At 72.5% G+C, this 22,927-nt stretch carries 25 protein-coding genes; 12 read left to right on the top strand and 13 right to left on the bottom strand.

The genetic code is table 11. The features are described 5' to 3' along the window. Positions 1–61: 61 nt before the first annotated feature. The 5 genes from gcvH to clsA all read right to left on the bottom strand — a co-directional run bounded on the left by gcvH (position 62) and on the right by clsA (position 3,452). Positions 62–451, bottom strand: coding sequence for a glycine cleavage system protein GcvH (gcvH, locus tag ABD979_RS16730; RefSeq protein ID WP_345508645.1), 390 nt, complete (start codon positions 449–451; stop codon positions 62–64). A gap of 178 nt (positions 452–629) precedes the next feature. Next, the gene (locus ABD979_RS16725; protein WP_345508644.1) at positions 630–1,469 is read right to left on the bottom strand and encodes a DUF881 domain-containing protein; all 840 of its coding nucleotides are present in this window, start codon (positions 1,467–1,469) and stop codon (positions 630–632) included. A gap of 2 nt (positions 1,470–1,471) precedes the next feature. Continuing rightward, positions 1,472–1,804: a small basic family protein gene (locus ABD979_RS16720; protein ID WP_345508643.1), complete on the bottom strand. Its 333-nt coding sequence runs from the start codon at positions 1,802–1,804 to the stop codon at positions 1,472–1,474. After that, a complete protein-coding gene (locus ABD979_RS16715) occupies positions 1,801–2,751 on the bottom strand; it encodes a DUF881 domain-containing protein (RefSeq protein WP_345508642.1) in 951 nt (316 codons plus the stop codon). Before ABD979_RS16715 ends, ABD979_RS16720 begins: the two co-directional genes overlap by 4 nt. 89 nt (positions 2,752–2,840) lie before the next feature. Further along, a complete protein-coding gene (gene clsA / locus ABD979_RS16710) occupies positions 2,841–3,452 on the bottom strand; it encodes a cardiolipin synthase ClsA (protein WP_345508641.1) in 612 nt (203 codons plus the stop codon). Between the two features lie 166 nt (positions 3,453–3,618). Between clsA and ABD979_RS16705 the strand changes: the two genes are divergently transcribed. Beyond that, a complete protein-coding gene (locus tag ABD979_RS16705; RefSeq protein WP_345508640.1) occupies positions 3,619–4,965 on the top strand; it encodes a YibE/F family protein in 1,347 nt (448 codons plus the stop codon). A gap of 40 nt (positions 4,966–5,005) precedes the next feature. Further along, positions 5,006–5,797: an acyltransferase gene (locus ABD979_RS16700; RefSeq protein WP_345508639.1), complete on the top strand. Its 792-nt coding sequence runs from the start codon at positions 5,006–5,008 to the stop codon at positions 5,795–5,797. Positions 5,798–5,834: 37 nt separating this feature from the next. On the opposite strand, the gene ABD979_RS16695 is transcribed toward ABD979_RS16700, so the two are convergent. Together ABD979_RS16695 and argE are read right to left on the bottom strand one after the other, a co-directional pair. Beyond that, a complete protein-coding gene (locus ABD979_RS16695) occupies positions 5,835–7,118 on the bottom strand; it encodes an MFS transporter (protein WP_345508638.1) in 1,284 nt (427 codons plus the stop codon). A gap of 66 nt (positions 7,119–7,184) precedes the next feature. Beyond that, positions 7,185–8,396 carry an acetylornithine deacetylase gene (gene argE / locus ABD979_RS16690; protein WP_345508637.1) on the bottom strand — a complete coding sequence of 404 codons (1,212 nt, stop codon included), beginning with the start codon at positions 8,394–8,396 and terminating at the stop codon, positions 7,185–7,187. Between the two features lie 73 nt (positions 8,397–8,469). On the opposite strand from argE, the gene ABD979_RS16685 reads away from it, so the two are divergent. The 6 genes from ABD979_RS16685 to trhA all read left to right on the top strand — a co-directional run bounded on the left by ABD979_RS16685 (position 8,470) and on the right by trhA (position 15,697). Next, a complete protein-coding gene (locus ABD979_RS16685; RefSeq protein ID WP_345508636.1) occupies positions 8,470–9,594 on the top strand; it encodes an Lrp/AsnC family transcriptional regulator in 1,125 nt (374 codons plus the stop codon). A gap of 145 nt (positions 9,595–9,739) precedes the next feature. Continuing rightward, positions 9,740–10,144: a hypothetical protein gene (locus ABD979_RS16680; protein WP_345508635.1), complete on the top strand. Its 405-nt coding sequence runs from the start codon at positions 9,740–9,742 to the stop codon at positions 10,142–10,144. A gap of 139 nt (positions 10,145–10,283) precedes the next feature. Next, the gene (locus tag ABD979_RS16675; RefSeq protein ID WP_345508634.1) at positions 10,284–11,306 is read left to right on the top strand and encodes a 3-oxoacyl-ACP synthase III; all 1,023 of its coding nucleotides are present in this window, start codon (positions 10,284–10,286) and stop codon (positions 11,304–11,306) included. Between the two features lie 23 nt (positions 11,307–11,329). Continuing rightward, on the top strand, positions 11,330–13,915 hold the full coding sequence (locus tag ABD979_RS16670) for an alpha/beta fold hydrolase (protein WP_345508633.1): 2,586 nt from the start codon (positions 11,330–11,332) through the stop codon (positions 13,913–13,915). Further along, positions 13,912–14,919, top strand: coding sequence for an NAD-dependent epimerase/dehydratase family protein (locus tag ABD979_RS16665; RefSeq protein WP_345508632.1), 1,008 nt, complete (start codon positions 13,912–13,914; stop codon positions 14,917–14,919). The genes ABD979_RS16670 and ABD979_RS16665 overlap by 4 nt, the downstream gene beginning before the upstream one ends. Positions 14,920–15,019: 100 nt before the next feature. Further along, the gene (trhA, locus tag ABD979_RS16660) at positions 15,020–15,697 is read left to right on the top strand and encodes a PAQR family membrane homeostasis protein TrhA (protein WP_345508631.1); all 678 of its coding nucleotides are present in this window, start codon (positions 15,020–15,022) and stop codon (positions 15,695–15,697) included. A 31-nt stretch (positions 15,698–15,728) separates the two neighbouring features. Here the strand turns inward: trhA and ABD979_RS16655 are convergent, their stop codons facing one another. Further along, complete coding sequence (locus ABD979_RS16655; RefSeq protein WP_345508630.1) at positions 15,729–16,418, bottom strand: TetR/AcrR family transcriptional regulator; 690 nt, start codon at positions 16,416–16,418, stop codon at positions 15,729–15,731. Positions 16,419–16,706: 288 nt separating this feature from the next. Between ABD979_RS16655 and ABD979_RS16650 the strand changes: the two genes are divergently transcribed. After that, the gene (locus ABD979_RS16650) at positions 16,707–17,339 is read left to right on the top strand and encodes a sigma-70 family RNA polymerase sigma factor (protein ID WP_345508629.1); all 633 of its coding nucleotides are present in this window, start codon (positions 16,707–16,709) and stop codon (positions 17,337–17,339) included. Positions 17,340–17,423: 84 nt separating this feature from the next. Next, positions 17,424–17,621 carry a sigma factor-like helix-turn-helix DNA-binding protein gene (locus ABD979_RS16645; RefSeq protein ID WP_345508628.1) on the top strand — a complete coding sequence of 66 codons (198 nt, stop codon included), beginning with the start codon at positions 17,424–17,426 and terminating at the stop codon, positions 17,619–17,621. 105 nt (positions 17,622–17,726) lie between these two features. On the opposite strand, the gene ABD979_RS16640 is transcribed toward ABD979_RS16645, so the two are convergent. From ABD979_RS16640 to ABD979_RS16625, 4 genes are all read right to left on the bottom strand, one after another. Continuing rightward, a complete protein-coding gene (locus ABD979_RS16640; protein ID WP_345508627.1) occupies positions 17,727–18,227 on the bottom strand; it encodes a DUF4383 domain-containing protein in 501 nt (166 codons plus the stop codon). A 181-nt stretch (positions 18,228–18,408) separates the two neighbouring features. Next, complete coding sequence (locus ABD979_RS16635; protein ID WP_345508626.1) at positions 18,409–19,002, bottom strand: DUF3618 domain-containing protein; 594 nt, start codon at positions 19,000–19,002, stop codon at positions 18,409–18,411. Then, positions 18,956–19,381 carry a phage holin family protein gene (locus ABD979_RS16630; protein ID WP_345508625.1) on the bottom strand — a complete coding sequence of 142 codons (426 nt, stop codon included), beginning with the start codon at positions 19,379–19,381 and terminating at the stop codon, positions 18,956–18,958. Before ABD979_RS16630 ends, ABD979_RS16635 begins: the two co-directional genes overlap by 47 nt. Continuing rightward, complete coding sequence (locus tag ABD979_RS16625; RefSeq protein ID WP_345508624.1) at positions 19,338–19,925, bottom strand: ANTAR domain-containing protein; 588 nt, start codon at positions 19,923–19,925, stop codon at positions 19,338–19,340. The genes ABD979_RS16630 and ABD979_RS16625 overlap by 44 nt, the downstream gene beginning before the upstream one ends. Positions 19,926–20,624: 699 nt before the next feature. On the opposite strand from ABD979_RS16625, the gene ABD979_RS16620 reads away from it, so the two are divergent. Then, positions 20,625–20,846 (top strand): hypothetical protein, encoded by a 222-nt coding sequence (locus tag ABD979_RS16620; protein ID WP_345508623.1) that lies wholly within the window; start codon positions 20,625–20,627, stop codon positions 20,844–20,846. Positions 20,847–21,013: 167 nt separating this feature from the next. Further along, entirely contained in the window at positions 21,014–22,069 is a 1,056-nt protein-coding gene (locus ABD979_RS16615; RefSeq protein ID WP_345508622.1) for a GNAT family N-acetyltransferase, read from the top strand. Between the two features lie 28 nt (positions 22,070–22,097). Here the strand turns inward: ABD979_RS16615 and ABD979_RS16610 are convergent, their stop codons facing one another. After that, a complete protein-coding gene (locus tag ABD979_RS16610; protein ID WP_345508621.1) occupies positions 22,098–22,478 on the bottom strand; it encodes a hypothetical protein in 381 nt (126 codons plus the stop codon). Positions 22,479–22,927 lie beyond the last annotated feature (449 nt).

Here is a 22,927-nt window from a genome sequence, read left to right as displayed (position 1 = left end):
TGGCGGGACCCGCCACACAGTGCCCTGCGCCGGTGCGGAGCAGGGCTGGGGCGTGACGGTGTCAGGACAGCGAGGCGGTGTACGCCGCGGAGTCCATGAGCGCGTCGACCGAGGAGGCGTCGGCGAGGCGCAGCTCGAACATCCAGCCCTCGCCGTAGGGGTCGGAGTTGATCAGCTCGGGCGAACCGTCGAGGGCCGCGTTCGTCGCGGTGACCTCTCCGGCGAGGGGCGCGTAGACGTCGCTGACCGACTTCGTCGACTCGACCTCGCCGCACGAGTCGCCGGGGGCCAGGGTGTCGCCGACCGCGGGCAGCGAGACGTAGACGACGTCGCCGAGGGCGTCCTGGGCGAAGGACGTGATGCCGATGCGGACCACGCCGTCCTCACCGACGCGGACCCACTCGTGGTCGCTCGTGTAGCGCAGGTCGGAGGGGTAGTCCAGGTCGCTCATGTCGCTCCTTCGTCGGTGGACGACCCCGCTCGGGGGCCGCGGTGGCTGCGGTGGCTTCGCGTCGCCGGTGCCGACGTCGATGCGTCGGCACCCGAGAGCATGCCATGCCCCTGCCGTCCGCGCAGGAAGTGGTGGCCCGTGTCGTGTCGCGTGCTCCGGGCACCGGTGCCCGGAGCGCTCACTCGACCGGCTTCGCGTGCGTCATCGGCGCGGGTCGGTGCGTCGAGGTGATCTCGATGCGGTCGAGCTCGGTGACGGTCGCGTTGGCGCCCTTCTGGCGCACCGACTCGACGATGCCGCCGGGGATCGTCATCGCCGAGGCGAGCGTCTTCGAGTCGCCGATGACGCGGATGACGATGGGCCTCGTGATCGGCACGCCGTCGACGAGGATGTCGCCGTCGCGGGCGCCGATGAACGTCGAGGCGACGACGCGCACGCCGCCGACGTCGATGGCCTCGGCCCCGGCGTCGCGCAGCTCCTGGATGATGTCGAGCACGAGCGGGGCGTCGACCTGCTGGTCGGGGTCGCTGATCCGCAGCGTGATGCCGGGCCCGGTCGTCGCGACGGTGCCGGCCAGGATGCCGAGGGTGTCGACACGCTTCTCGGCCTGTGCGAGCGCCTCGCCCGCGGTGCCCGTGCCGCTCTTGAGCCGGTCGCGGGTCACCTCGAGCTCGCGCACCTGCTGGTCGAGGCGGGAGGACCGGCTGGAGATGTCGTCGAGCACGCGGACGAGGTCGCTCTGGCTCAGCTGGTCGAGGCCGCGCTCGTTCGTCAGCTGCACCTGGGCAGCGATGCCGGCCCCGAGCAGGATCGCGAGCACGCCGCCCAGCACGTTGGCCCGGGTGGCGCGCGGGCTGCTCATCCGGCGCAGGCGGGTCCAGGCGGCCTTCCCCTCGACCGACACGCCGCTCTTCGCGGCGAGCGGCCGGCCACCGGGGCCCGTCGGGTCCGGCGCGCTCGCCGCAGCGGCGGCCGGCTCCTGCGAGTCGTGCCGGTCGTGCTGGTCGTCGGGGCCCATGGTCACGCCCTGAAGAGGTGGCGGCGGATCGAGGCCACGTTGGAGAAGATCCGCACGCCGAGCACGACGACGACGCCGGTCGAGAGCTGCGACCCGACGCCGAGCTGGTCGCCGAGGAAGACGATGAACGCCGCGACGACGACGTTGGACAGGAACGAGACGACGAAGACCTTGTCGTTGAAGATCCCGTCGAGGATCGCGCGGATCGCGCCGAAGACCGCGTCGAGGGCGGCGATGACGGCGATCGGCAGGTAGGGCTGGAGCCAGATCGGCACCGACGGGTCGAGGAAGAGGCCGACGGCGAGCCCGGCCAGGAGTCCGAGGAGGGGGATCACGGCGCGCCCTCCCCGCCGGTGGCCGAGTCGCTCGGCGAGCGGGTGGACGTGCCGGTCGTGCCGGTCGTGCCGGACGCGGCCCGACCCGACGGGAGCGGGTCGGTGCTCGTGGCCGACGGGCTCGCGGGCGCGAGCGGCCGCGCCACCTCGAGCCGGGCCGCGGCGTCGCCGGGGACGGTGAGGGTGTCGCTCGAGGCGAAGATCGACCTGATCTTGAACTCCTGGGTCAGCTGGGAGAGGTAGACGCCCGCGAAGGAGGGCTCGAAGAGCTGCTGCATCGCCTGGGGGTCGCCGAGGACGGTGATGACGTAGGGCCGCGACAGGGGGCGGAAGTCGACGACGATGGCCTGGCCGGCGAAGCGGATGGCGGCGGTCGCGCTCAGCCGGTGCCCGTTGATCGAGATGGCCTCGGCCCCGGCGCCCCAGAGTCCGTTGACGACGATCTGCAGGTCGGCCGAGGTGACTCGTCCCTGCTCGAAGCCGCTGCTCGGCCGGTTGCCGGCGTCGGCGTCGGCGACGGCCGAGGCCGCGTCGTCGACCGTCAGCGTCAGCCCCGGTCCGCGCAGCGGCACCGCCGCCGCGTCGACCTCGAGCTGCTTGATCTGCCCGCTGAGGTCGCCGCCCCCCGCCTGCTGCAGCTCGAGGGCCTCGTAGTCGCGCACCTGACGGCCGAGCACGGCGGCCTTCGCCTCCTGCTCGGTGCTGTGCGCCTGGAGGGCCTCGATGCGGGTGACGAGGGTCGCCTTGGCGGCGGCCGCGGCCGTCGGCTTGGGCCGAAGCGACTGCGCGGCCACGGCGAAGAGGAAGCCGACGAGCACCGCGAGCACCACGACGACGACCGACCGCGTCGAGGTGGCGCGGGGCAGTCCCTCCGCCGCGCGCCGGTCGGCCGCCTCCTGGTAGCCGGGGTCGAGCGGGCGCTCCATCATGGTCGTCAGCAGCGTCATCGACGCGTCGGGCCGGCGGCCTCCCGAGCCCTCCCGGCCACCGGGACCCTCGGCACCACGGGGACCACCGGCACCGTTGCCGCCGTCCATCATGTCGTCGCCACCCGCGGCGGGCCGCCACGCAGCACGAGACGGGCGTGGACGGCATACAGGATCGCGGCGAGCCAGTAGAGCGCGACGCCCCACCACGCGAAGCCCCAGCCGACGGGGCGGGCGACGTGGCCGAGCCAGTCGTCCCGGTGCGCGAGGAGCAGCAGCGGGAAGGCGTAGAGCAGGTTGAAGGTCGCGGCCTTCCCGACGAAGTGCACCGGCAGGCCGAGCTGGCCGCGGGTGCGCAGGAAGGCGAGCATGACGACCATGACCGCCTCGCGGGCGAGCAGCACGACGACGAGCCAGACGGGGATGAGCTCGCGCCAGACGAGGCCGAAGAGCGTGGCGAGGATGTAGAGGCGGTCGGCGATCGGGTCGAGGAAGCCGCCGAGGCGGCTCTCCATGTCGAAGGCCCGCGCGATCTTGCCGTCGAGGTAGTCGGTGACGCCCGAGACGAGCAGCAGGAGCAGGGCGAGGCCGTCGCGCTCCGAGAGGATGGCCCAGAGGAACACCGGCATGCCGAGCAGACGCAGCACCGACAGCGCGTTGGGGATCGTCACCCACCGCTCCGACACGACGTGCTCGCGCTCCCCCACCGTCTGCTCGTCCACGGCGGTCAGCCTAACGGGAGGGCACGAGGGCGCAGGCGCGCGCCGCGCATCGATCCGGACACGGGGAACCCTCCGGTGCTCTCGTGACCCCCACGTCACCCCCACGCCCCGACGGCTCCCGCGCACCGGCCGAGCCGGTGACGGTCTGCTCTGACACACTCGGGCCATGCCCGGCGGACACGGACACGGACACGGACACGCGCACGGACACGCGCACTCGACCCCCGAGGGGCAGGACCCGGTCCGGGTCGGCGCCGTGGCCCGCACGGCGCTCACCGTGCTGCTCGTGCTCGCGGCCGCCGCGACGGTCTTCGGCCTCGTGCGCTACTGGCCCGACGGCTCCGCCGGGACGACGCGCGTGGGCACCAGCGACTTCGCGGCCCCGGGCGTCACGTTCCCGCTCGGACAGGTGCGCGAGGTGCTGCCGGCGTGCGCGGACGGGCAGGAGGGGCAGGAGGGGGCCGAGGGCTCCGACCCCGACGCGCCCACCTGCGGCGCGCTCGTCGTCCGGCTCGAGGCGCCGTCGGGTGGGGGCGGCGGGGCGCCGACCGTGTCGGTCCCCGTGTCGCCCGTCGTCACCGGCTCCGGCCTGCGCGCGGGCGACACGGTGCAGCTGCTGCGCACCCCGCCGGCCGGTGGCCAGCCCGAGACGTATGCCTTCATGCAGGTCGAGCGCGGCGCTCCCCTCGCGTGGATGCTAGCCCTCTTCCTCGTCGTCGTGGCCGTCGTGGCGCGGTGGCGGGGCGTGCTCGCCCTGCTCGGCCTCGGGGTCGGCGGGCTCGTCGTCGTGAAGTTCATGCTGCCGGCGCTGCTCGAGGGGCAGTCGGGCCTGCTCGTGGCCCTCGTCGGCTCGTCGGCGATCATGGTCGTCGTCCTCTACCTCGCCCACGGCCTGTCGGTGCGCACGAGCACCGCGCTCGCGGGCACGCTTCTCGGCGTCGGGGTGACGGCGGTGCTCGGGATCCTCGCGGTCGACGGCGCCCGGCTCAGCGGGGTCGGTGACGACGAGGGCGCCGCGCTCGCCTCGGTGGCGACCTCGCTCGATCCGCGCGAGCTGCTCACCTGCGCCATCATCGTGGCCGGCCTCGGGGTGCTCAACGACGTGACCATCACCCAGTCGTCGGCCGTGTGGGAGCTGCGGGCGGCCGCGCCCTCGATGGGCCGTCGGGCGCTCTTCCGGTCGGGCATGCGCATCGGCCGCGACCACATCGCCTCGACGATCTACACCATCGTCTTCGCGTATGCCGGTGCCGCCCTGCCGGTGCTGCTGCTCCTCTTCCTCTACGACCGGCCGCTGCTCGACATGCTGCAGACCGAGTCGCTGTCGGAGGAGATCGTGCGCACCCTCGCGAGCGCCATCGGGCTCGTGCTCGCCGTGCCGGCGACGACGGCCATCGCGGCGCTGACCGTCGGGGGCGCCGACCCCGCGGCGCCGGTCCGGGTGGCCGATCCCGCACCGGAGGAGGACACCCGCGCGGCTCGTCGGATGCGGCGCGAGGCCGCCGGTTCGTAGGCCTTTCAACCACCTCCCAGCCGACACTAGGCTCACGCCCATGAACCGTGTGACGACCCTCGAGGCGTACCAGGACGACCGGGGGAACCGCATCGAGTTCGACGGGCACGTGGACAAGCACGTGCGCATCAAGTTCCGTGGGTCGCGCAACGTGCTGCGCGTCACGGGCCCGGTCAACATCGCCGATCTGGGCATCGACTTCGACTGCGACGACGGCCTCGTCGAGATCGGTCCGAGTCGCGGCGTGCCTGCGCTGCGGGCCGCGATCCGCGTCGGTGACGGCTGCGCGGTCCGCATCGGGCGCAACGTCTCGATGACGACGACGGCGGCGATGTCGACGGCCGAGGGCTCCTCCATCACCATCGGCGACGACGTCATGATCGCCTCGGACATCCAGATCCGTGCCGACGACGGTCACCCCATCTTCGACGTGCGCACGGGCCGTCGCGCCAACCCCGCCCGGTCGATCGTCATCGGCAACCACGTGTGGCTCGGGCTCGGGTCGTGCGTGCTCGGTGGCGCGACGATCGGGAACGGCACGGTCGTCGGCATGCGGTCGATCGTCACCCGGCCGCTGCCCAACAACGTCATCGCGGCCGGATCCCCGGCGAGGGTCGTCAAGCGCGACGTCGCCTGGGAGCGCCCGCACCTGACCCTCGACCCGCCGTTCCGCAAGCCCACCGCGGCATCCGTGCGCAAGAGCGAGTACTGGGCGCTGACGGACGACGAGCAGAGCCGGCCGTCGCGCGGGCGGCAGCTGTATGCCGGTGCCCGCCGTCGCGTGCGTCGCGGGCTGAAGCGCGTGCGACGCCGGCTCCGCACCCGCGCCTGACCACCCGACCGCCTGACCGGGGACAGCGGGCCGCGGGTCAGCGGGCTGCGTAGCGGCGGCGCGCGAGGGTGAGCCCGGCGAGCGAGACGACGGCCACCGCCATGTAGTAGACGCTGGGCGCGTTGAGCGAGCCGGTCAGGTCGATGAGCCAGGTGAGCACGAGGGGCGCGATGCCACCCATCACCGTCACTCCGATGTTGTAGGCCGCCGAGACGCCCGTGGCGCGCACGTCGCTCGGGAAGAGCGTCGTCAGCAGCGCCGGCAGCGGGCCGAAGTAGAAGGCCATGATGAGCCCGAGCACGCCGATCGACAGGACGAGCACCGGCACGGTGGGCGAGGCGATGACGACCGCGAAGAGCGGCCAAGCGAGCACGAAGGCGCCGACGGCGGCCCAGAGCATCACCGTGGCCGGGCCCACCCGGTCGGCGAGCCGACCCACGAGCGGCACGCCGACCAGGGTGACGACGCCCGCCACGATGCCGCCGAGGTAGGCGGCGCTCGCGGGCACGCCGAGGTTCTTCACGGCATACGTCGGCATGAAGAGGATGAGGTAGACCGAGATGGTCGCGACGCCCACGCAGGCGGCCCCCGTCAGCACGCGGCCGAGGTGCGTCGTGAAGGTGGCGCGGACGGGCGCCTCGTGCGGCGTGCTCTCGGTGAACTCCTTGGTCTCGGAGAGGCGCGCACGGATGTAGAGACCGACCGGGCCGATGAGGCAGCCGATGGCGAACGGGATGCGCCAGCCCCACGAGTAGAGGTCCGCCCTGGACAGCTGCGTGAACAGGACGTAGCCGAACGCGGACGCCAGGAGCATCGAGATGCCCTGGCTCGCGACCTGCCACGAGGCGTAGTACGCCTTGCGGTGCGGCGCCGTCTCGACGAGGAACGTCGTCGCCGAGCCGAACTCACCGCCGGCGGAGAATCCCTGCACGAGGCGCGAGACGACGATGATGGCGCCGGCCCACGCACCGATCATCGCGTGCGTCGGGGCCGCGGCCATGAGCACGGTGCCGACCATCATGAGCAGCAGCGTCAGCGTGAGCGCCTTCTTGCGGCCGTGGCGGTCGCCGTAGCCGCCGATGAGCATGCCACCGAGGGGACGCACGAGGTAGGAGATCGCGAACGTCGCGAAGGTGAGGATCAGGCCCATCGAGCCGTTGCCCTCGGGGAAGAAGTTCTCGGCGATGACGATCGCGAAGGAGGCGTAGACGATGATGTCGAACCACTCGAGGGCGGCGCCGATCGAGCTGCTGAGGACGGCCTTGCGTGCCTCGGCGAGGCGCTCGGGGGTCACCTCGGTGGGGACGTCGGTGAGGGTCATGGTCTTCCTCCGTGGGCGGTGGTCGGTGGTGGGTGCTCGGTGGGCGGGCCGGGGTGGCGGCCGGGCTCAGGCGCCGAGGCGCGCCAGGAGCGCGCCGAGCAGCTCGTCGCAGCGGCGGATCTGGTCGAGCTCGACGAACTCGTCGGGCGCGTGGGCCTGGGCGATGTCGCCGGGGCCGCAGACGACGGTGGGGATGCCGGCGCGCTGGAAGAGGCCGGCCTCGGTGCCGTAGGCCACCTTCTCGTCGCTCGCGACGGCGCCGAGGCCCTCGACGAAGGCGATGACGTCCTCGTCGTCGGCCGTCTCGAGGCCGGGAGCCTGGGCGCCGATGGTGACCTCGACGCGGGCGGCGGGGTTCTCCTCGCGCATGGCCGCCTCGATGCGGCGCGCTTCGGCGCGGAACTGCTCGACGGTCGCGTCGACGTCGACGGCGCCGACCGCGCGGAACTCGAAGGTGACGGTGCACTCCGCGGGCACCGTGTTGACGGCGATGCCGCCCTCGATCTGGTTGACCGTGGCCGTCGTGAAGGGCACGTCGTAGTGCTCGTCGAACGGGCCCTCGAGACGGAACCGGTCGGCGGCCGCGCGGACGAACGCGACGAGGCGGGACGCATACTCGATCGCGTTGACGCCGTGGGGCGTGCGGGAGGAGTGCGCGGCGACGCCGTGGAAGGCGACCCGCACGAGGGTGAGGGCCTTGTGGCCGCGGATCACCCGCATGCTCGTGGGCTCCCCCACGATGCAGGCGCGGGGCCGCAGGTCGCGCCGCACGATCTCGTCGACGAGCGACACGGCCCCGACGCAGCCGACCTCCTCGTCGTAGGAGAGCGCGAGGTGGACCGGCTCGCGCAGCTCGGTGGCGGCGAGCTGGGGCAGCGCGGTGAGCACGGAGCCGATGAAGGCCTTCATGTCGCACGTGCCCCGGCCGTAGAGCCGGCCGTCACGCACCTGCGGGGCGAAGGGCTCGCTCGACCACTCCTGGCCGTCGACGGGCACGACGTCGGTGTGCCCCGACAGCACGATGCCGCCGGTCACCGAGCCGTCCGCGGCGGGGAAGGTCGCGAGCAGGTTGGCCTTCGCGCCGGTCTCGTCGTGCACGAGCACGGGCTCGATGCCGTGCGCGCGCAGCTCGGTCGACACGAGCTCGATGAGCGGCAGGTTGCTCTCCCGGCTCGTCGTGTCGAGCTCGACGAGGGTCGTGGTCCAGGCGAGGCCGGCGGGGTCCGTCGGGTCGTCCTGGATGGTCTGGTCGGCGTCTCGGGCGCTCGCGAGCGACATGCGTGTCTCCGTGGGTCGGGGTCGGGCGCGTCGGCGGTTGTCGTGCCGGCGCCAGGCAGCGAGGATGTCAGCCATGCCACGTCGACACGTCACCACGCAGGATCACGCGACGCGTGCTGAGATCGTGCAGGATTCCGTCATCGCGACCGACGAGCTCGACCTGGCCGTCGTCAACTGCCTCCAGCTGCAGCCCCGCGCTCCGTGGACGCTCGTGGGCGCCGCGCTCGGGGTCGACCCGGTCACCGTGGCGCGGCGCTGGCAGCGCCTGTCGGATGCCGGCATCGCCTGGGTCGCGGGGCGCGCGAGCGGGCAGGGCCGGCCCGAGTCGTGCCTCGCGGTCGTCGAGCTGTCGTGCAGCGCGGGCGAGACGCTCGCCATCGCCGAGCGCGTGACCGAGCTGCCGCACGTGCTCAGCGTGGAGCACACGAGCGGCCCGCGTTCGCTGACGATCCTCGTCGAGGTGCGCGACCTCGCCTTCCTCTCGCGCTTCCTGCTCGAGTCGGTCGGGCCGGTGCCCGGGGTCGTGGCGACGAGCAGCCACGCGGTGACGAAGATCTACTCGATGGGTGACCACTGGCAGCTGCACGTGCTCGACGCGGCGCAGCGGGCGGTGATGCTGCGCGGCACGCGGCCGCGGGTCGACGGCCTGACGTCCGAGCAGGCCGACCTCTCCCGCCCGTACGACGAGGTCGACCGCCAGGTCGTGCTCCTGCTCGGTGAGGACGGCCGGATGCCCGTCGCCACCATCGCCGCGCGCGCCGGGCTCAGCGAGAGCACCGTGCGCCGCCGGCTCGCCAACCTCGTGGGCACCGGGCGGGTCGTGCTGCGCTGCGACATGGCCCTGCCCGACTCGGGCTGGCCGATCATCAGCTGGCTGTGGGCGCACGCCGACGCCGGCGACATCGATGCCATCGCCACGACGCTGGGCCGCCTGCCCGGCATCCGGGTGTGCTGGCGCATCTCGGGCGGCCACTCCAACCTCATGCTCGCCCTGACCGCCCACTCCCTGCACGAGCTCTCGATCGTCGAGGCACGCCTCGCCGACGAGGTGCCGCGCATGACGATCAACGACCGGTCGATGGTGCTGCGCTCGATCAAGCGGATGGGCCGGGCCCTCGATCTCGACGGGCGCAGCATGCGCGCGGTGCCGCTCGACATCTGGGCCGACCCCGTCGCGTGGCGGGCCCCGGCCCGCTGACGGGCCGGGACGGCCGTCGAGTGCACGGTCCCGCGCCGGGGCGACGGCGGAGCCAGGGGCCGGATCCTTTGTCGTGACAGCAACCTCCGGGTCGCGGCTGTGCCAACCTTGTCGAGGAGGGACGCGACGAGAGCGAGGGGCGAGCATGGTCCAGTGGGACTTCTCCGCGGACGTCGACCGCCTCCTCCGACTGGCCGAGTCCGGGCAGGCGCCGCGATCGATGTCGCAGATGGTCGACGCCACCAGGGCCGTCGTGCGGCCGGATCGGTCGGACCCGGCCCGGTTGCAGTCGTGGCTGGTCGCCAACGCCGAGGCGCTCGTCGGCCAGCAGCTGCTGGCGGCCTCCGTCCACGCCCAGCCGTCGCCGCTCACCGACCTGCCGCGGGTCCTGCACGAGTGGCGGGCACGCGCCGACAACCCCAGCGCCTCCGCAGCAGTCTCCTGGCTCAAGGAGGAGTACCCGGCGCTGCTGAGGGCCTGGCTGCTGGCTCGTGTCGAGGACCTGGTCGCCGCCGAGCTGGCCCCGGACGGCGACCGACGAACCTCGTAGGACCACCAGCGGGCTCCGAGACCGGGCACGGCGGCACGCCCGGTCTCGTCGTGCCCGGAATTCGCCGTCGCGGCTCGGCGTGGTCGAATGAGGGACGACGAAACGTGGTCACCGAGCCACACCTGACGAGAGGGTCCCGATGAGCGGAAACGCGACGTACCGACACACGCAGGCCGCGGTGCTGTCGATCTGCGCCGTCGATGCCCCTGTGGTGGTGACGTCGGACGAGATGGACCAGCGGCTGGGCACCACCTACGACCGCGTGGGCCTCAAGCCCGGCATGCTCGCCCGGCTCGCCGGCATCCACGAGCGGCGCTGGTGGCCCGAGGGCGTCAGCTTCACCGAGGGCGCGGCGACCGCCGGCGCCAAGGCCCTCGCGGAGGCCGGCGTCGACCCCTCCCGGGTCGGCCTCATGGTCAACACGAGCGTCTCGCGCGAGCACCTCGAGCCGTCGATGGCGGTGCAGATCCACCACGCTCTCGGCATGCCGACGTCCTGCCTCAACTTCGACCTCGCCAACGCGTGCCTCGGCTTCGTCAACGGCATGCAGCTGGCCGCCACGATGATCGACTCCGGGCAGATCGACTACGCCCTCGTCGTCAACGGCGAGAGCTCGCGGCACACCCAGGAGGTGACCCTGAACCGCCTCGCGGGCGAGGACGCCACGGCCGAGGACGTGCTGTCGCAGTTCGCGACCCTGACCCTCGGCTCCGGCGCCGCCGCCATGGTGCTCGGCCGGGCCGACGCCCACCCGCAGGGCCACCGCATCGTCGGTGGCATCTCCCGCGCGGGCACCGAGCACCACGACCTCTGCGTCGGTGACCTCGAGTGGATGCGCACCGACACGCGAGGTCTGCTCGAGGCCGGCATCGCCCTGTCACGTGCTGCGTGGGACGAGGCGCGCGCCGAGTTCGACTGGTCGGACATGGACCGCTACATCGCCCACCAGATCTCGCAGGTCCACGTGCGGGCCATGTGCGAGGCGCTGGGCATCCCGCCGGAGCGGCTCCCCCTGACCTTCCCGACGCGGGGGAACATGGGGCCGGCGGCCGTCGCCTTCACGCTCGCCATGGAAGCGGACTCGCTCGTCGCCGGCGATCGCGTGCTGATGATGGGTGTCGGCTCGGGGCTCAACGTGTCGTGCCTCGAGATCGCCTGGTGACACCGCCGGCAGCGACCCCGGCCGTGGACTGGCCGGGGGTCGACCCCGCGTGGTCGCGTCGGGTCGTCGCACCCGATGCCGACGGCACGCCCCGCACCTGGCACCTGCTCGACAACGGCGCCGAGCCGGAGCGCGGCACCCTGCTCTGCGTGCACGGCAACCCGACGTGGAGCTACCTGTGGCGGCGCGTCATCGCCGCCGCCCCTCCCGGCTGGCGCGTCGTCGCCGTCGACCAGCTCGGCATGGGCCTGTCCGAACGCACGGCGCCGCGCACGCTGGCCCAGCGGGTCGATGACCTCGCCAACCTCACCGAGGTGCTCGGCGTCACCGGTCCCGTCGTCACCCTCGCCCACGACTGGGGCGGCCCCGTGTCGCTCGGCTGGGCGCTCGCGCACCGGGAGCAGCTCGAGGCGGTCGTGCTGACCAACACCGCCGTGCACCAGCCCCCGACCGCCGCGGCCCCGTCGCTCATCCGGATGGCCCGCACCGAGGGGGTGCGTCAGGCCGTCTGCGTCGGCACCCCGGTCTTCGTCCGTGCCACCACGGCGCTCTCCCGCCCGCCGCTCCCCCGTGCGGTCCGTGACGCGTTCGCCGCGCCGTATGCCACCCGGGCCGCCCGGCGCGCCGTCGGTGACTTCGTGGCGGACATCCCGCTCGACCCGTCGCACCCGAGCGCCGCGACGCTCGACGCCGTCGCCGAGGGCGTCACCGGCCTCGACGTGCCGGCGCTGCTGCTGTGGGGTCCGCGTGACCCGGTGTTCTCGGACGTCTACCTGCGCGACCTCCGAGCCCGTATGCCGCACGCCGACGTGCACCGGTACGAGAAGGCCTCGCACCTCGTCATCGAAGACGCGCCACAGCTCGCTGGGGATGTCTGGAAGTGGCTCGGTGAGACCGTGCCACAACGGAACTCGTCCGATGAGGCCGGGTCGTCACTGTCGGCTCCGTCTCGCGGTCCGGTCGGTTCCGCCGAGACCGGTGGTGGGGACGCCGGCGACGCTGCGCCGCCGCTGTGGGCGGCGCTGTCCGCCCGGCTCGGTGACGACGCCACAGCCGTCGTCGAGCTCGGGGGCGCCGGTCGACGCGTGTCCTTCGACCACCTCGAACGCACCGTGCATGACCTGGCCGGCGGGCTGGTGGCCACCGGCGTGCGTCCCGGTGACCGGGTCGCCGTCCTCGTCCCGCCCGGCGCCGATCTCACGGCTGCGGTCTACGCGTGCTGGCGTGCCGGCGCCTCGGTGGTCGTCGCCGACGCCGGGCTGGGGGTGGCCCGGATGGGTCGCGCCCTGCGGGGCGCCGCGCCGGACCACGTCATCGGCATCGCCAAGGGGCTGCTCCTCGCGCGAGCGATGCGCGTGCCGGGGCGCCTCGTCGCCGCGGGGCGGCTCGACCGCGCCACCCGTCGGGCGCTCGGCGCTCCGCTCGGCCTGGCCGACCTCGTGCGCCTGGGCCGTGGGCGACCGCTCCCGCCGACCCCCTCCGACGACGACGAGTGCGCCGTCCTCTTCACGTCCGGTGCGACGGGTCCACCCAAGGGTGTCGTCTACCGCTACCGGCAGGTGCGTGCGCAGCTCGACGCGCTGCGCACGGCATACGGGCTCACCGGCGACGACCGTCTCGTCGCGGCGTTCGCGCCCTTCGCGCTCTACGGTCCGGCGCTCGGACTCGCCTCGTCGGTCCCCGACATGGACGTCACGGCGCCGGGCACCCTGACCGCGGTCGCGCTCGCGGACGCCGTGTCGGCCGTCGGCGGCACCGTCGTCTTCGCCTCCCCCGCAGCGCTGCGCAACGTCGTCGCGACCGCTCACGAGCTGACGCCGCAGCACCGCGCGGCGCTCGACGGCATCCGGCTGCTCATCTCCGCCGGGGCGCCCGTCCCCCTCGGGTTGCTGCGTGAGGTGCAGGCGCTCGTGCCGCAGGCGGAGCTGCACACGCCCTACGGGATGACCGAGGTGCTGCCGGTGACCGACGTGTCGCTCACCGAGCTGGAGCACGCCGGCGAGGGCGAGGGAGTCTGTGTCGGAAGGCCGCTCCCCACCGTGACAGTCGGCATCAGCGCCTTCGACGATGCCGGCGCCGTAGAGGCCGAGCCGACCGATCGCCCCGGGGTGGGCGGCGAGGTGCTGGTGCGCGCCCCGCACGTCAAGGACCGCTACGACCAGCTGTGGGCCACCGAGCGCGGCAGCAGTCGCACGTCCGGCTGGCACCGCACGGGCGACGTCGGCCACCTCGACGAGCACGGACGCCTGTGGGTGGAGGGCCGGCTCGTGCACGTCGTCCGCACGGCGTCCGGGCCCGTCACGCCGGTCGGGCCCGAGCAGCGGATCGAGCGCCTCGACGGGGTGTCGACGGCCGCGGTCGTCGGCGTCGGGCCGGCCGGCACGCAGCAGGTCGTCGCCGTCGTCGTGCCCTCGACGGGTGCCCGTCCCGGACTCGCCGGGCCGGACCTGGCCGCGGAGGTCAGGGGTGCAGCCGGCGTGCCGGTGGCGGCGGTGCTCGTCGCGGGCGAGCTCCCCGTCGACATCCGCCATGCCTCGAAGATCGACCGGGCACGGGTGTCCCGATGGGCCGCCGGGGTGCTCGAGGGCGGTCGGGTGGGCAGCCCGTGAAGGTCCTCGTCACGGGGGCGAGCGGCCTGCTCGGTCGCCTGACCGCCGAGGCCCTGGCGGCCCGAGGCGACGACGTGACCGTGCTGCAGCGTCGTCCGTCGGGGCTGCACCTTCCGGAGGTGCTCGGCGACGTCGCGGACCCGTCCGCCGTGGCGGAGGCCGTACGGGGGCACGACGCCGTCGTGCACCTGGCCGCCAAGGTCGACGTCGTGGGACGGTGGCGTGAGTACGAACGCGCCAACGTGCAGGGGACGACGAACATCGTGCAGGCGTGTCGGGCCGCGGGCGTCGGCCGGCTCGTGCACGTGTCGTCACCGTCGGTGGCCCACACCGGGACGGCCATCGTCGGTGCCGGAGCCGATCCCGCGGACCCGCGGCGGGCTCGCGGTCACTACGCACGCAGCAAGGCGATGGCCGAGCAGGTGGCGCTCGCGGCGGACGGCGGAGCCCTGGCGGTCGTCGCCGTGCGCCCGCACCTCGTCTGGGGTCCCGGCGACACGCAGCTCATCGCACGGATCGTCGAGCGGGCCCGCGCCGGAAGGCTCCCCGTCGTCGGCTCCGGCGCCGCCCTGATTGACAGCACCTACGTCACCAACGCCGTCGACGCCCTCGTGGCCGCCCTGGACCGGTGCGACACGGCCCGCGGTGCGGCCTACGTCGTGAGCAACGGCGAGCCGCGTCCCGTCGGCGAGCTCATCGGCGACATCTGCCGCGCCTCGGGCGTCGGCGCGCCGACGCGCCACGTGCCCTACCCGGTCGCCGCGCTCGCGGGCGCTGCCGTCGACGCCGTCTGGGCAGCCCGGCTCGCCCTACCCGCGCTGGCTCCCCCCAGCACGCCGCCGCTCACCCGCTTCCTCGCCGAGCAGCTCGCGACGGCGCACTGGTTCGACCAGCGCCACACCCGGGCCGCGCTCGGGTGGACGCCAGGGGTGACGCTCGACGAGGGCCTCGCCGAGCTCGCCCGGGCCGGCCGTGGGGCGATTGGGCGACTCACTGCCTCGTGACCTGGAGGTCGTGGCCGCCGGCGGCCACCGACGACGCCGGCGGCCTCTGGCATCCTTGGGCCGAAGGTGGTGTCGACGAGGCGAGGGAGCGGTGCGTCCGATGGATGGGGCTCCGAGAAGCAAGGACGGCAGCGTCCACGTCACCGACGAGCGCTTCAACACCGCCTCGCACCTCTTCGGCGCCTGCCTGGCCGTGGCGGGATCCGGGCTCCTGATCACCCAGGCCGCCGTGCTCGGGGACCCGTGGAAGATCGTCGGGATGAGTGTCTACGGGCTGTCGCTCGTCGCGCTGTTCGTCTTCAGCACCCTGCACCACGGTCTCGACCGGACCCCTCGCACCAACGAGGTGCTCCGCACGCTGGACTACGACGCGGTCTTCCTGCTCATCGCGGGAACGGTCACCCCCATCGTCCTCGTGCTGCTCCGAAACCCTTACGGCTGGGCCGTTCTCGGCGCGGTCTGGGTCATCGCCGTCCTGGGCATCACCGTGCGGTCGATCTGGCGCCAGGTGCCGAAGTTCGTCACGAACACCCTCTACATGGCGCTGGGTTGGATCCCCGTCCTGCTCGTGGCGTCCGACCTGCGGATGCCGCCGGCCGGACTGGCGCTCATGGCGGCGGGTGGGCTCGTCTACACCCTGGGCTTCGTCGTCTTCGTGGTCGAGCGGCCCAATCCGCGGCCGGGGGTGTTCGGGTTCCACGAGCTGTGGCACCTGCTCGTGCTCCTCGCCGCCGTCCTGCACTTCGTGGCGATCTACCTCTTCGTGCTGCCGTCCTGAGGGGACGCGGCCGAGGGGCCGCGCGGGCCGCCTACTGGCTGAGCTCGAGGTCCAGCCGTTCGAGGAGGTGCTCGAGCGACTCCTCGAAGTCGGCGTCGACGTGCTCCGCCTCGAGCTCCGCGGCGAGTCGGACCACGATGGGGAACTCCCCGAGGTCGAGGCGCGCGTCGGTGTTGGGCACGGCGGCCTCGCCTTCGTCGAGCGGGACGCCGGGGGGCGAGAGCTCCGCCCCCCGGGCGGCCGACTCCAGCAGCAGGTGCCCGATGAGGAAGCTCGTGAAGACCCGGTAGGTGCGCACCGCCTGCTCCTCCGTGAACCCCCGGGAGAGCAGGCCGCCGAGGAACTCCTCCACGACCCGCATGCTGCGCAGCGGCGGCCGGAGCCACGGCGCAGCCGGGTGGCGGGTGGCGATGAGCGGGAAGGCGTTCGGGTGGTCGAGCGCCAGACGCCGCACGTTGTGTGCCATCCACTGCAGGAAGGCCTGCCACCCGTCGAGCGGTTCCATCTGATGGCCGGGATCGATCTGCAGCGTGGAGACGAGTCGGTCGACCACGCCCTCGAGCAGGTCCTCCCGTCCGTTGACGTACCGGTAGATCGCCATCGCCTCGACACCCAGGCGCGCCCCCAGGCGGCGCATCGTCAGGGCGTGGACGCCGTCGGCGTCCACCATCACGATCGCCTCGTCCAGGATCCGCTCCCGGGTGAGTTTCGTCTGGGACACGTTTCTCCTCGTCCGACCGACAGCCTGTGACGCCGATGCGCGGCGTCCTCATCCTGCTCATGCCCTCCGCTCGCCGCGCTCAACCGCGGAGGGGTCCGCGGGCGACCATCGTGCGGACGGCTTGTGCTGCCACCCGAGCGCACCTAGTGTGGGAGAACGGTGTTTACGACGTAAACAGAATGCGCCTGCGCTTCTGGCCGTCCCCCACTCGTGCTGCCTCCCAGGACCCCTTGTCAGGCCACACACCGGTCAAATCGTGGCCGTGCACGTCCAGCGGAAGCCCTCCTCATGACAGCAGTCAGCCCACCCCGGACCCGTCCTCGTAGCCTGAGATCCCATGGGGCGACGACCGACACGGTCAGCCCGGTCTCCCCCGACGCCCACGACCCCGACGCCCGGCGGCACCACTACGCGCCGACCCCGCAGGAGGCCCGCGCGCTGATCGCGACCTGGCGTCGCGACGAGGACCCGTCGAGCCGGGCGCAGGCGCTCGACACGGTCGTCCGCGGGCACCTTCCGCTGGCCCACGGGCTGGCCCGTCGCTATCGCTACCGTGGCATCGAGCAGGAGGAGCTCGAGCAGGTGGCGGCGCTCGCGCTCCTCAAGGCCGTCCACCGGTACGACCTCGGTGCGGCCACGCCGTTCGGTGCCTTCGCGACGCCGACGATCACCGGGGAGCTGCGTCGTCACTTCCGGGACCACGGGTGGCTCGTGCGACCGCCCCGCGCGCTTCAGGAGCAGCGTCAGGAAATGGCGAGGCTCCGGAGCGACCTGACCGCCCGGTGGGGACGCGAGCCGGAGGACGACGAGCTGGCGGCGGCGCTGGGTGTCGACATCGAGGTGCTGCGTCAGGTCCGCATCGCGGACCAGAACCTTCGGCCGGCCTCGCTCGATGCGCCGGCGTCCTCGGCGGCGTCCTAACCGGCGTCGACGCAGACCACTCTCCTCGAGATTGTCGGCTCACGACACCAGCCCGCCGGTCCCGACCACGACGAGCGGCTCGTCGTGCGTGATGCCGTCGGGGAGCTCCCCCTCCTGCAGCAGCAGCTCATCCACCTGCGCTTCACGCAGGAGCTGACGCAGCGCGAGGTCGCCGACCTCCTGCAGCTGACGCCGATGGCTGTGAGCCGCCTGCAACGTCGGGTCCTCGACGCCCTCGCCGAACGCCTGCTCTCGCTCGCACCCGGGTCGCCGTCCGCCTGACCGCAGCTCCGACGCACGCGAAGAGGGCCGGGTCGTTCGACCCGGCCCTCTCCTGCGACGGCAGCACGTCGATACCTCCGACGTCCTGAGGTCGGTGCGCGTCGGTCAGACCGAGCTGTCGGCACCGCTCTTCGACACCGCCGTGTCGTGACCGCTGTCTGCGGCACGGTGAGCGGTGCGGCTCAGCAGCACACCGATGGCGATCATGCCGAGGCCCAGCACGAGGTGCAGCCAGTTGTCGGCGCTGTTGAGCGGCACGAAGTTCGCGGCGCTGTCGTGGTCGACGACGAGGCCGTACACCCAGAGCAACAGGTAGATGGCGCCGCCGCCGATGAGGTAGGCGCGCGAGGAGGACCAGCGGCGTGAGGACACCAGCCCGGCAACGCCGAAGAGGAGGTGGACGAGGTTGTGCAGCCAGGAGACCATGAAGATCCCGAGGAGCAGCGCCATGGACTCGTGGCCCATGCCGTCCATCCGGTCGTAGTCGGAGGTGAGTCCGGGGACGAAGCCGGCGACGCCGACGATGAGGAAGACGATGCCGACCGTACGAGCGGCCTTCTGCACCATGCTTGTCCGGTCATCGGTGTGTGTGTCGGTACTGCTCATGTGGGTTCTTCCGATCGGAAAAAAGGTGCGTGTCGTCCGGTGCGGACGGCGAGGGGACTGCGTGGTGCGCCGGTCCCACGGAGACGTACCCGGGCGACGACGGGCGAGACATCGCCACGGGGTGGGGAGCCGCGATGGCGAGGGACCGGCGCAGGTCATCCGGTCCCCCGCCCACGCAGGCTCAGTCCTGGGACCGGTCCCGCACCGAGTCGGCGGAGTCGGTGGCACTCCCACGGACGACGTCGATCGCCTGCTGTCCGTCCTGCTTGACGTCCGACACGGCGCTGCGCGCTGTCTCGCGGACTGCCTCGGCAGCCTTGTGGACGGGCTGCTCGAGATGATCGGCGGAGTCGCTCGCAACGCTCTTGGCGACGGTCTGCACCTCGTTGATGACGGGGGCGGCACGATCCTTCACCTCATGCGAGAGCCGGCGTTCATGGGTGGAGGCAGGCAGGAGCGAGGCGGGGAGCCATCCCGCGCCGAGTGCGATCATGCCTGCGGCCCAGGGCTTTCCGCGGGCCCGCTGGGTGAGCGAGTCTCCTGCATGGGCTGCGGAGTCCCCGGCGCCGTGGACCATCCCAGCGGTCCGTTCGCCCGCGCCGGAGGCCGTGCCCATGACGCGGTCGCGGACGGAGGCCTCGCGGTCCCTGACCCTGTCGGCCTGACGGTGCGCGAGGTGGCTGGGGCTCACGGACTCACCGAGGGCGTTGACGTCACGGCTCAGCCGCTCACGGGTGCGCTCGATGTCCGCGCGGATCGCGTCGGGGTCGTTCATTGTCGCCCTGGATCTGTCTCGTGGTGCATGGGCCGATCATCGTGAGAACCGCAGCGACGATCTCCCAGACGGCCATGACGACGACGGCGGCCCATCCCCTGCTCTCCAGCGAGCTCGAGAGCCACTCCCACACGGCGAGGGAGAGGAACAGCACGGTCATCCATGCGGCGACGGCTGCGCCTCCGAACATCTCGGGGGCCTTGCCAGCCCTGTTCGCCGACTCTCGCGCTTCGGCCTTGGCGAGCGCGGGTACGTCTCTCCCCCGGCCCTGTCCGACGGGGCCAGGACTCGTCCTGCCGTCCCCGGGAGCCAGGTAGTGCCACGAGGGGTGGACCTCAGTGGGTGACTGCTTTCGGGCTCGGGGCCAGGGCGCCGCCAACCGCGCCAGAGGGCAGGAGCTCGCTGACGTCGCCGGTGCGCACGAGGTCGTCCGCGATCGACTGGACCTTGCGGTTCGTGTCCTGGCTGACGCGCCGCAGCACCTCGAAGGCTTCTTGTTCGTCGACCTTGTGCGCGGCCATGACGATGCCCAGGGCGGCCCCGATGCGCCGTGACGTCCGGAGGGCCACCGCGAGGTTCTCCGCGTGCTTCCGGTCGAGGACTCCGTCCTGCACCAGCCGAGTCACGACCTCGTGGTCGACGTCGACTCGGGTGGCGAGCGCGACCACATCTCGACGGTCGTCGTCGGCCGCGGCTTCGCTCGCGTCCGCTCGCCGGCTCGCCTGGTCCGCTCGAGCCTCGCTCGCGTCGGCGCGCCGGCTGAGCTCGTCGGTGCGACCCAGGAGGTCGTCGATGTCTGACTGGCCTGCGGAGACCCGATCCCGCAGGTCCTCGATGTCGGCCTCGTCAGCGGTGACGCGCGCCGCGAGCTCCTCGAGGTCGGTCACCAGACGGACGTCGGTCTTCGCTGGCTCATCGCTCATCCGGCCATTATCCCGGGCCATCCACCGATCAGTCGACGGCTGGGAGGACGGAGACCGAGCGTGTTGGGTTCCCGGCCCCGCCCCGACGTCACGGCGGCCGTGCTCCGCCCGCTCCTGCGCACCAGGAGGTGAGAACCCTGGCACCAGGGGTGTGAGGGGCACGAAAGACGAAGCAGGCGTCGGTGGGACTTCTCGACCGACATCGAAGACCTCCTGCGACGGACAGGGGCGTCGCAGGGCGTGGGTGCTGGCCCGGGTCGAGGACCTCATCGCCGCCCAGACCGCTGCGGACAGCCACCGACCAACCCCGGGGCCGGGGCCGGGGCAATCGACCCGTCGACGTGGCGCCACCGCGTCGGGCACCGATCGAGGCTGCAGACCTCGAGCACGGCCGCGGGGCTGGCGGCGCCTCCGACGTGGGGAGGTGAGGCGCTGCCAGCGTCGCGCATCGCGAACGTCTGCCGGCGTCGGGGTGTGGGAGGGACAACCGGCAGCTCCCTGGAGTCCGCGACACGCGCGGACCGTCGCCATTCAACCGCCTCCTGCGGTCGTTGTAAGACGATTCCGCGAAAAGCCCACTCGGGGAAGAAAAGTGACACCGCCCGATCCCCTCACGGCGTCCCGCAGGGCCGACCGGGCCACCGCGAGCTGCAGCTCGGGTACTCGTCCCGGATCCACCCCGGAGCGGTGAAGATGCCCATGCAGATCATCGCCATGACCCACAGGACGAACAGGAAGGCGCCGCCGCCGAAGACGATCGGTGGCCACCGCGACTCCGAGGTCTCGGACGAAGACCAGGCGTTCCCGACCGTTCCCTTTCCTTCCCTGGCCTCTGCCTCAGGGGTTCGCAGGTTGCCTGTCACCTGCCCGCGACGAATCGAGGCGGGAATGCTGCGCCAGCGTGCCTCCGCGTTGCCATGACCGCCATCCCGTCCCCGCAGTCCCGGGCCCAGTGGTCCACGACCGCGACGGTGGCCACCACACTGCCTGCTGGACGTGACTTCGATGGGCCCGCTACCCGCACACCGAACGTGTGACGCCGTGCCCGCCCCTGCCGGTGCGGCGCGGAGGGGTGGGAGAGTGGGCCCATGCGTGAGCTGCCGGTGACTCTCGACCTCCCCCGCCCGTGGACCGCGCGGGTCCCTGACGCCGACGACACGGCCGCGGTCAGCGCCCTGCTCGCCGAGCACCAGCGCGCGGCCAGGGGGTCTTCGGGCGTCGATCCCGAGGCCGTGCTCGGTCAGCTCGCCGGGATCGGGTCGTGGACGCGTCGGCAGGCCCTCGTGCACGACCCCGCGGGCGCGCTCGTCGCCTGGTTGTCGGTGCACGACCGTGCGGCCGGGCGGACCGTGCTCGAGGTGACGGTCGCGCCGACGCTCCCCGACGCGGACGCGACGGCGCTGGCGGCCGCCCTGTTCGCCTCGGGGCGTCGCTACGCCGTGGACATCGCCGCGATGCGTGGTTTGCGCTCGACGTTGCTCGACTCGGGCGCCTACGCCGACGACCCGCGCCAGCAGGCGTGGCTCACGGCTGCAGGGTACGAGTGCACGCGCACGTGGTTGCAGATGACCCGGCCGGTCACCCCCGAGGAGGCCACGAGCGTGCCGGGCCCCCGTCAGGGCGTCACGGTGCGCCCCGTAGAGCAGCACGACGACGGACTGCCCATGGCCGTCGACCTCCAGGCCGTGCACCGCGTGCTCGAGGAGTCGTTCCAGGACCACTTCAGCAGCTACCGCGAGAGCTTCCCGGAGTTCGTCATGCGCCTGCGGGAGACCCCCGGCCACCGCTGGGACCACTGGTGGCTCGCCACGGTGCAGACCGACGACGGCGAGCTGCCCGCCGGCGCGGTCGTGTCCACGGTGCTGCCGCCCGACGCCGACGGCATCGAGGGCAACTACATCGACTACATCGGAGTGCACCGCCGGGCCCGCGGTCGCGGCGTGGCCAAGGCGCTGCTCCACCGTGTCATAGCCGAGGCCGCGGGCCAGGGCCGCAACCGAGTCGGGCTCGAGGTGGACGCCGACTCACCAACCGGTGCAGATGCTCTCTACGCGGCGATGGGGTGGGTCACGGACTACCGCACGCAGTCCTGGCACCAGCACCTCGAGGTGCCGGTGCCAGGACAGGAGACGAGTGGCGCCTGACCGCGTCGGTCGGGCCGCGCGAGGCTGATCAGGATGTGAAGGAGACGGACCTGCAGCCTGTGAGCGTCCGCATCTGCATGGCCGCTGACCACGTCCTGTCGCACACCGTCATGACGACGCTCACGCCATCGGTGACCCCACCCTCTGACTCGCAGCCGTTGAAGGCGTTGTAGCCACCCCAGGCCCGTCCACCCCCTTGCAGGGAGGCATTCGCCCCGTCGCCGTCCCCGCTGACCATGTCGCACATGACGATCCGGTCGGTTGAGTCGTCGTACCAGCCGTAGGCGTTCCCGCTGGCCGAGAACAAGGTGTGGTCTGCTGCCCGGGCCGGCGCGGCCATCGTCAGCACCGTCACGGATGCCGTGGCCGCGGCGACGGCGACGGAGGCGAGCTTCGAGGCATGCTTCATGTGCTTCTCCCTGTGGTTGGTCGCAGGGGCTGGTGCGCCCCCGACGAAGGAACGAATCAATACAAAACGCGCGCATCGTTCGCGGGGAGCCTATCCCCACAGGAAGTCGCGGTGCTGAGGCCGGGGCGCCGTTCCGGGCTGGGTCCGGCGATCCGGCGCGGGTCCCTCGACAGACCGAGGTACCGAAGCCGCAGCAGGGTCGGGAACGCGATGAGCCGGACCCACGTTCGGTGGATCCGGCTCGTTCCGATGTCGTGCGACATCACTGGGTCGGGCTGACAGGATTTGAAACTGATTCCGGGCCGAATCAGCGACCGCCCCTGACCAGCCACTTTGCCCATCACTGGTACTCTGACCTGCAGCGATGCGGATCTTCGTAGGAAGTTGAGTCCCCGATAGTGGTGTAGCGCGGTCGCCGAGTTCGTCCCCCGTCGTGGACGCAGGTGCGG

Origin of the sequence: Terrabacter aeriphilus, from assembly GCF_039542985.1 — a bacterium.
GTDB classification, from domain to species: Bacteria; Actinomycetota; Actinomycetes; order Actinomycetales; family Dermatophilaceae; genus Terrabacter; species Terrabacter aeriphilus.
The sequence above is the reverse complement of the archived record's forward strand: the minus strand, read 5'-3'. Positions and strand labels throughout refer to the sequence as shown.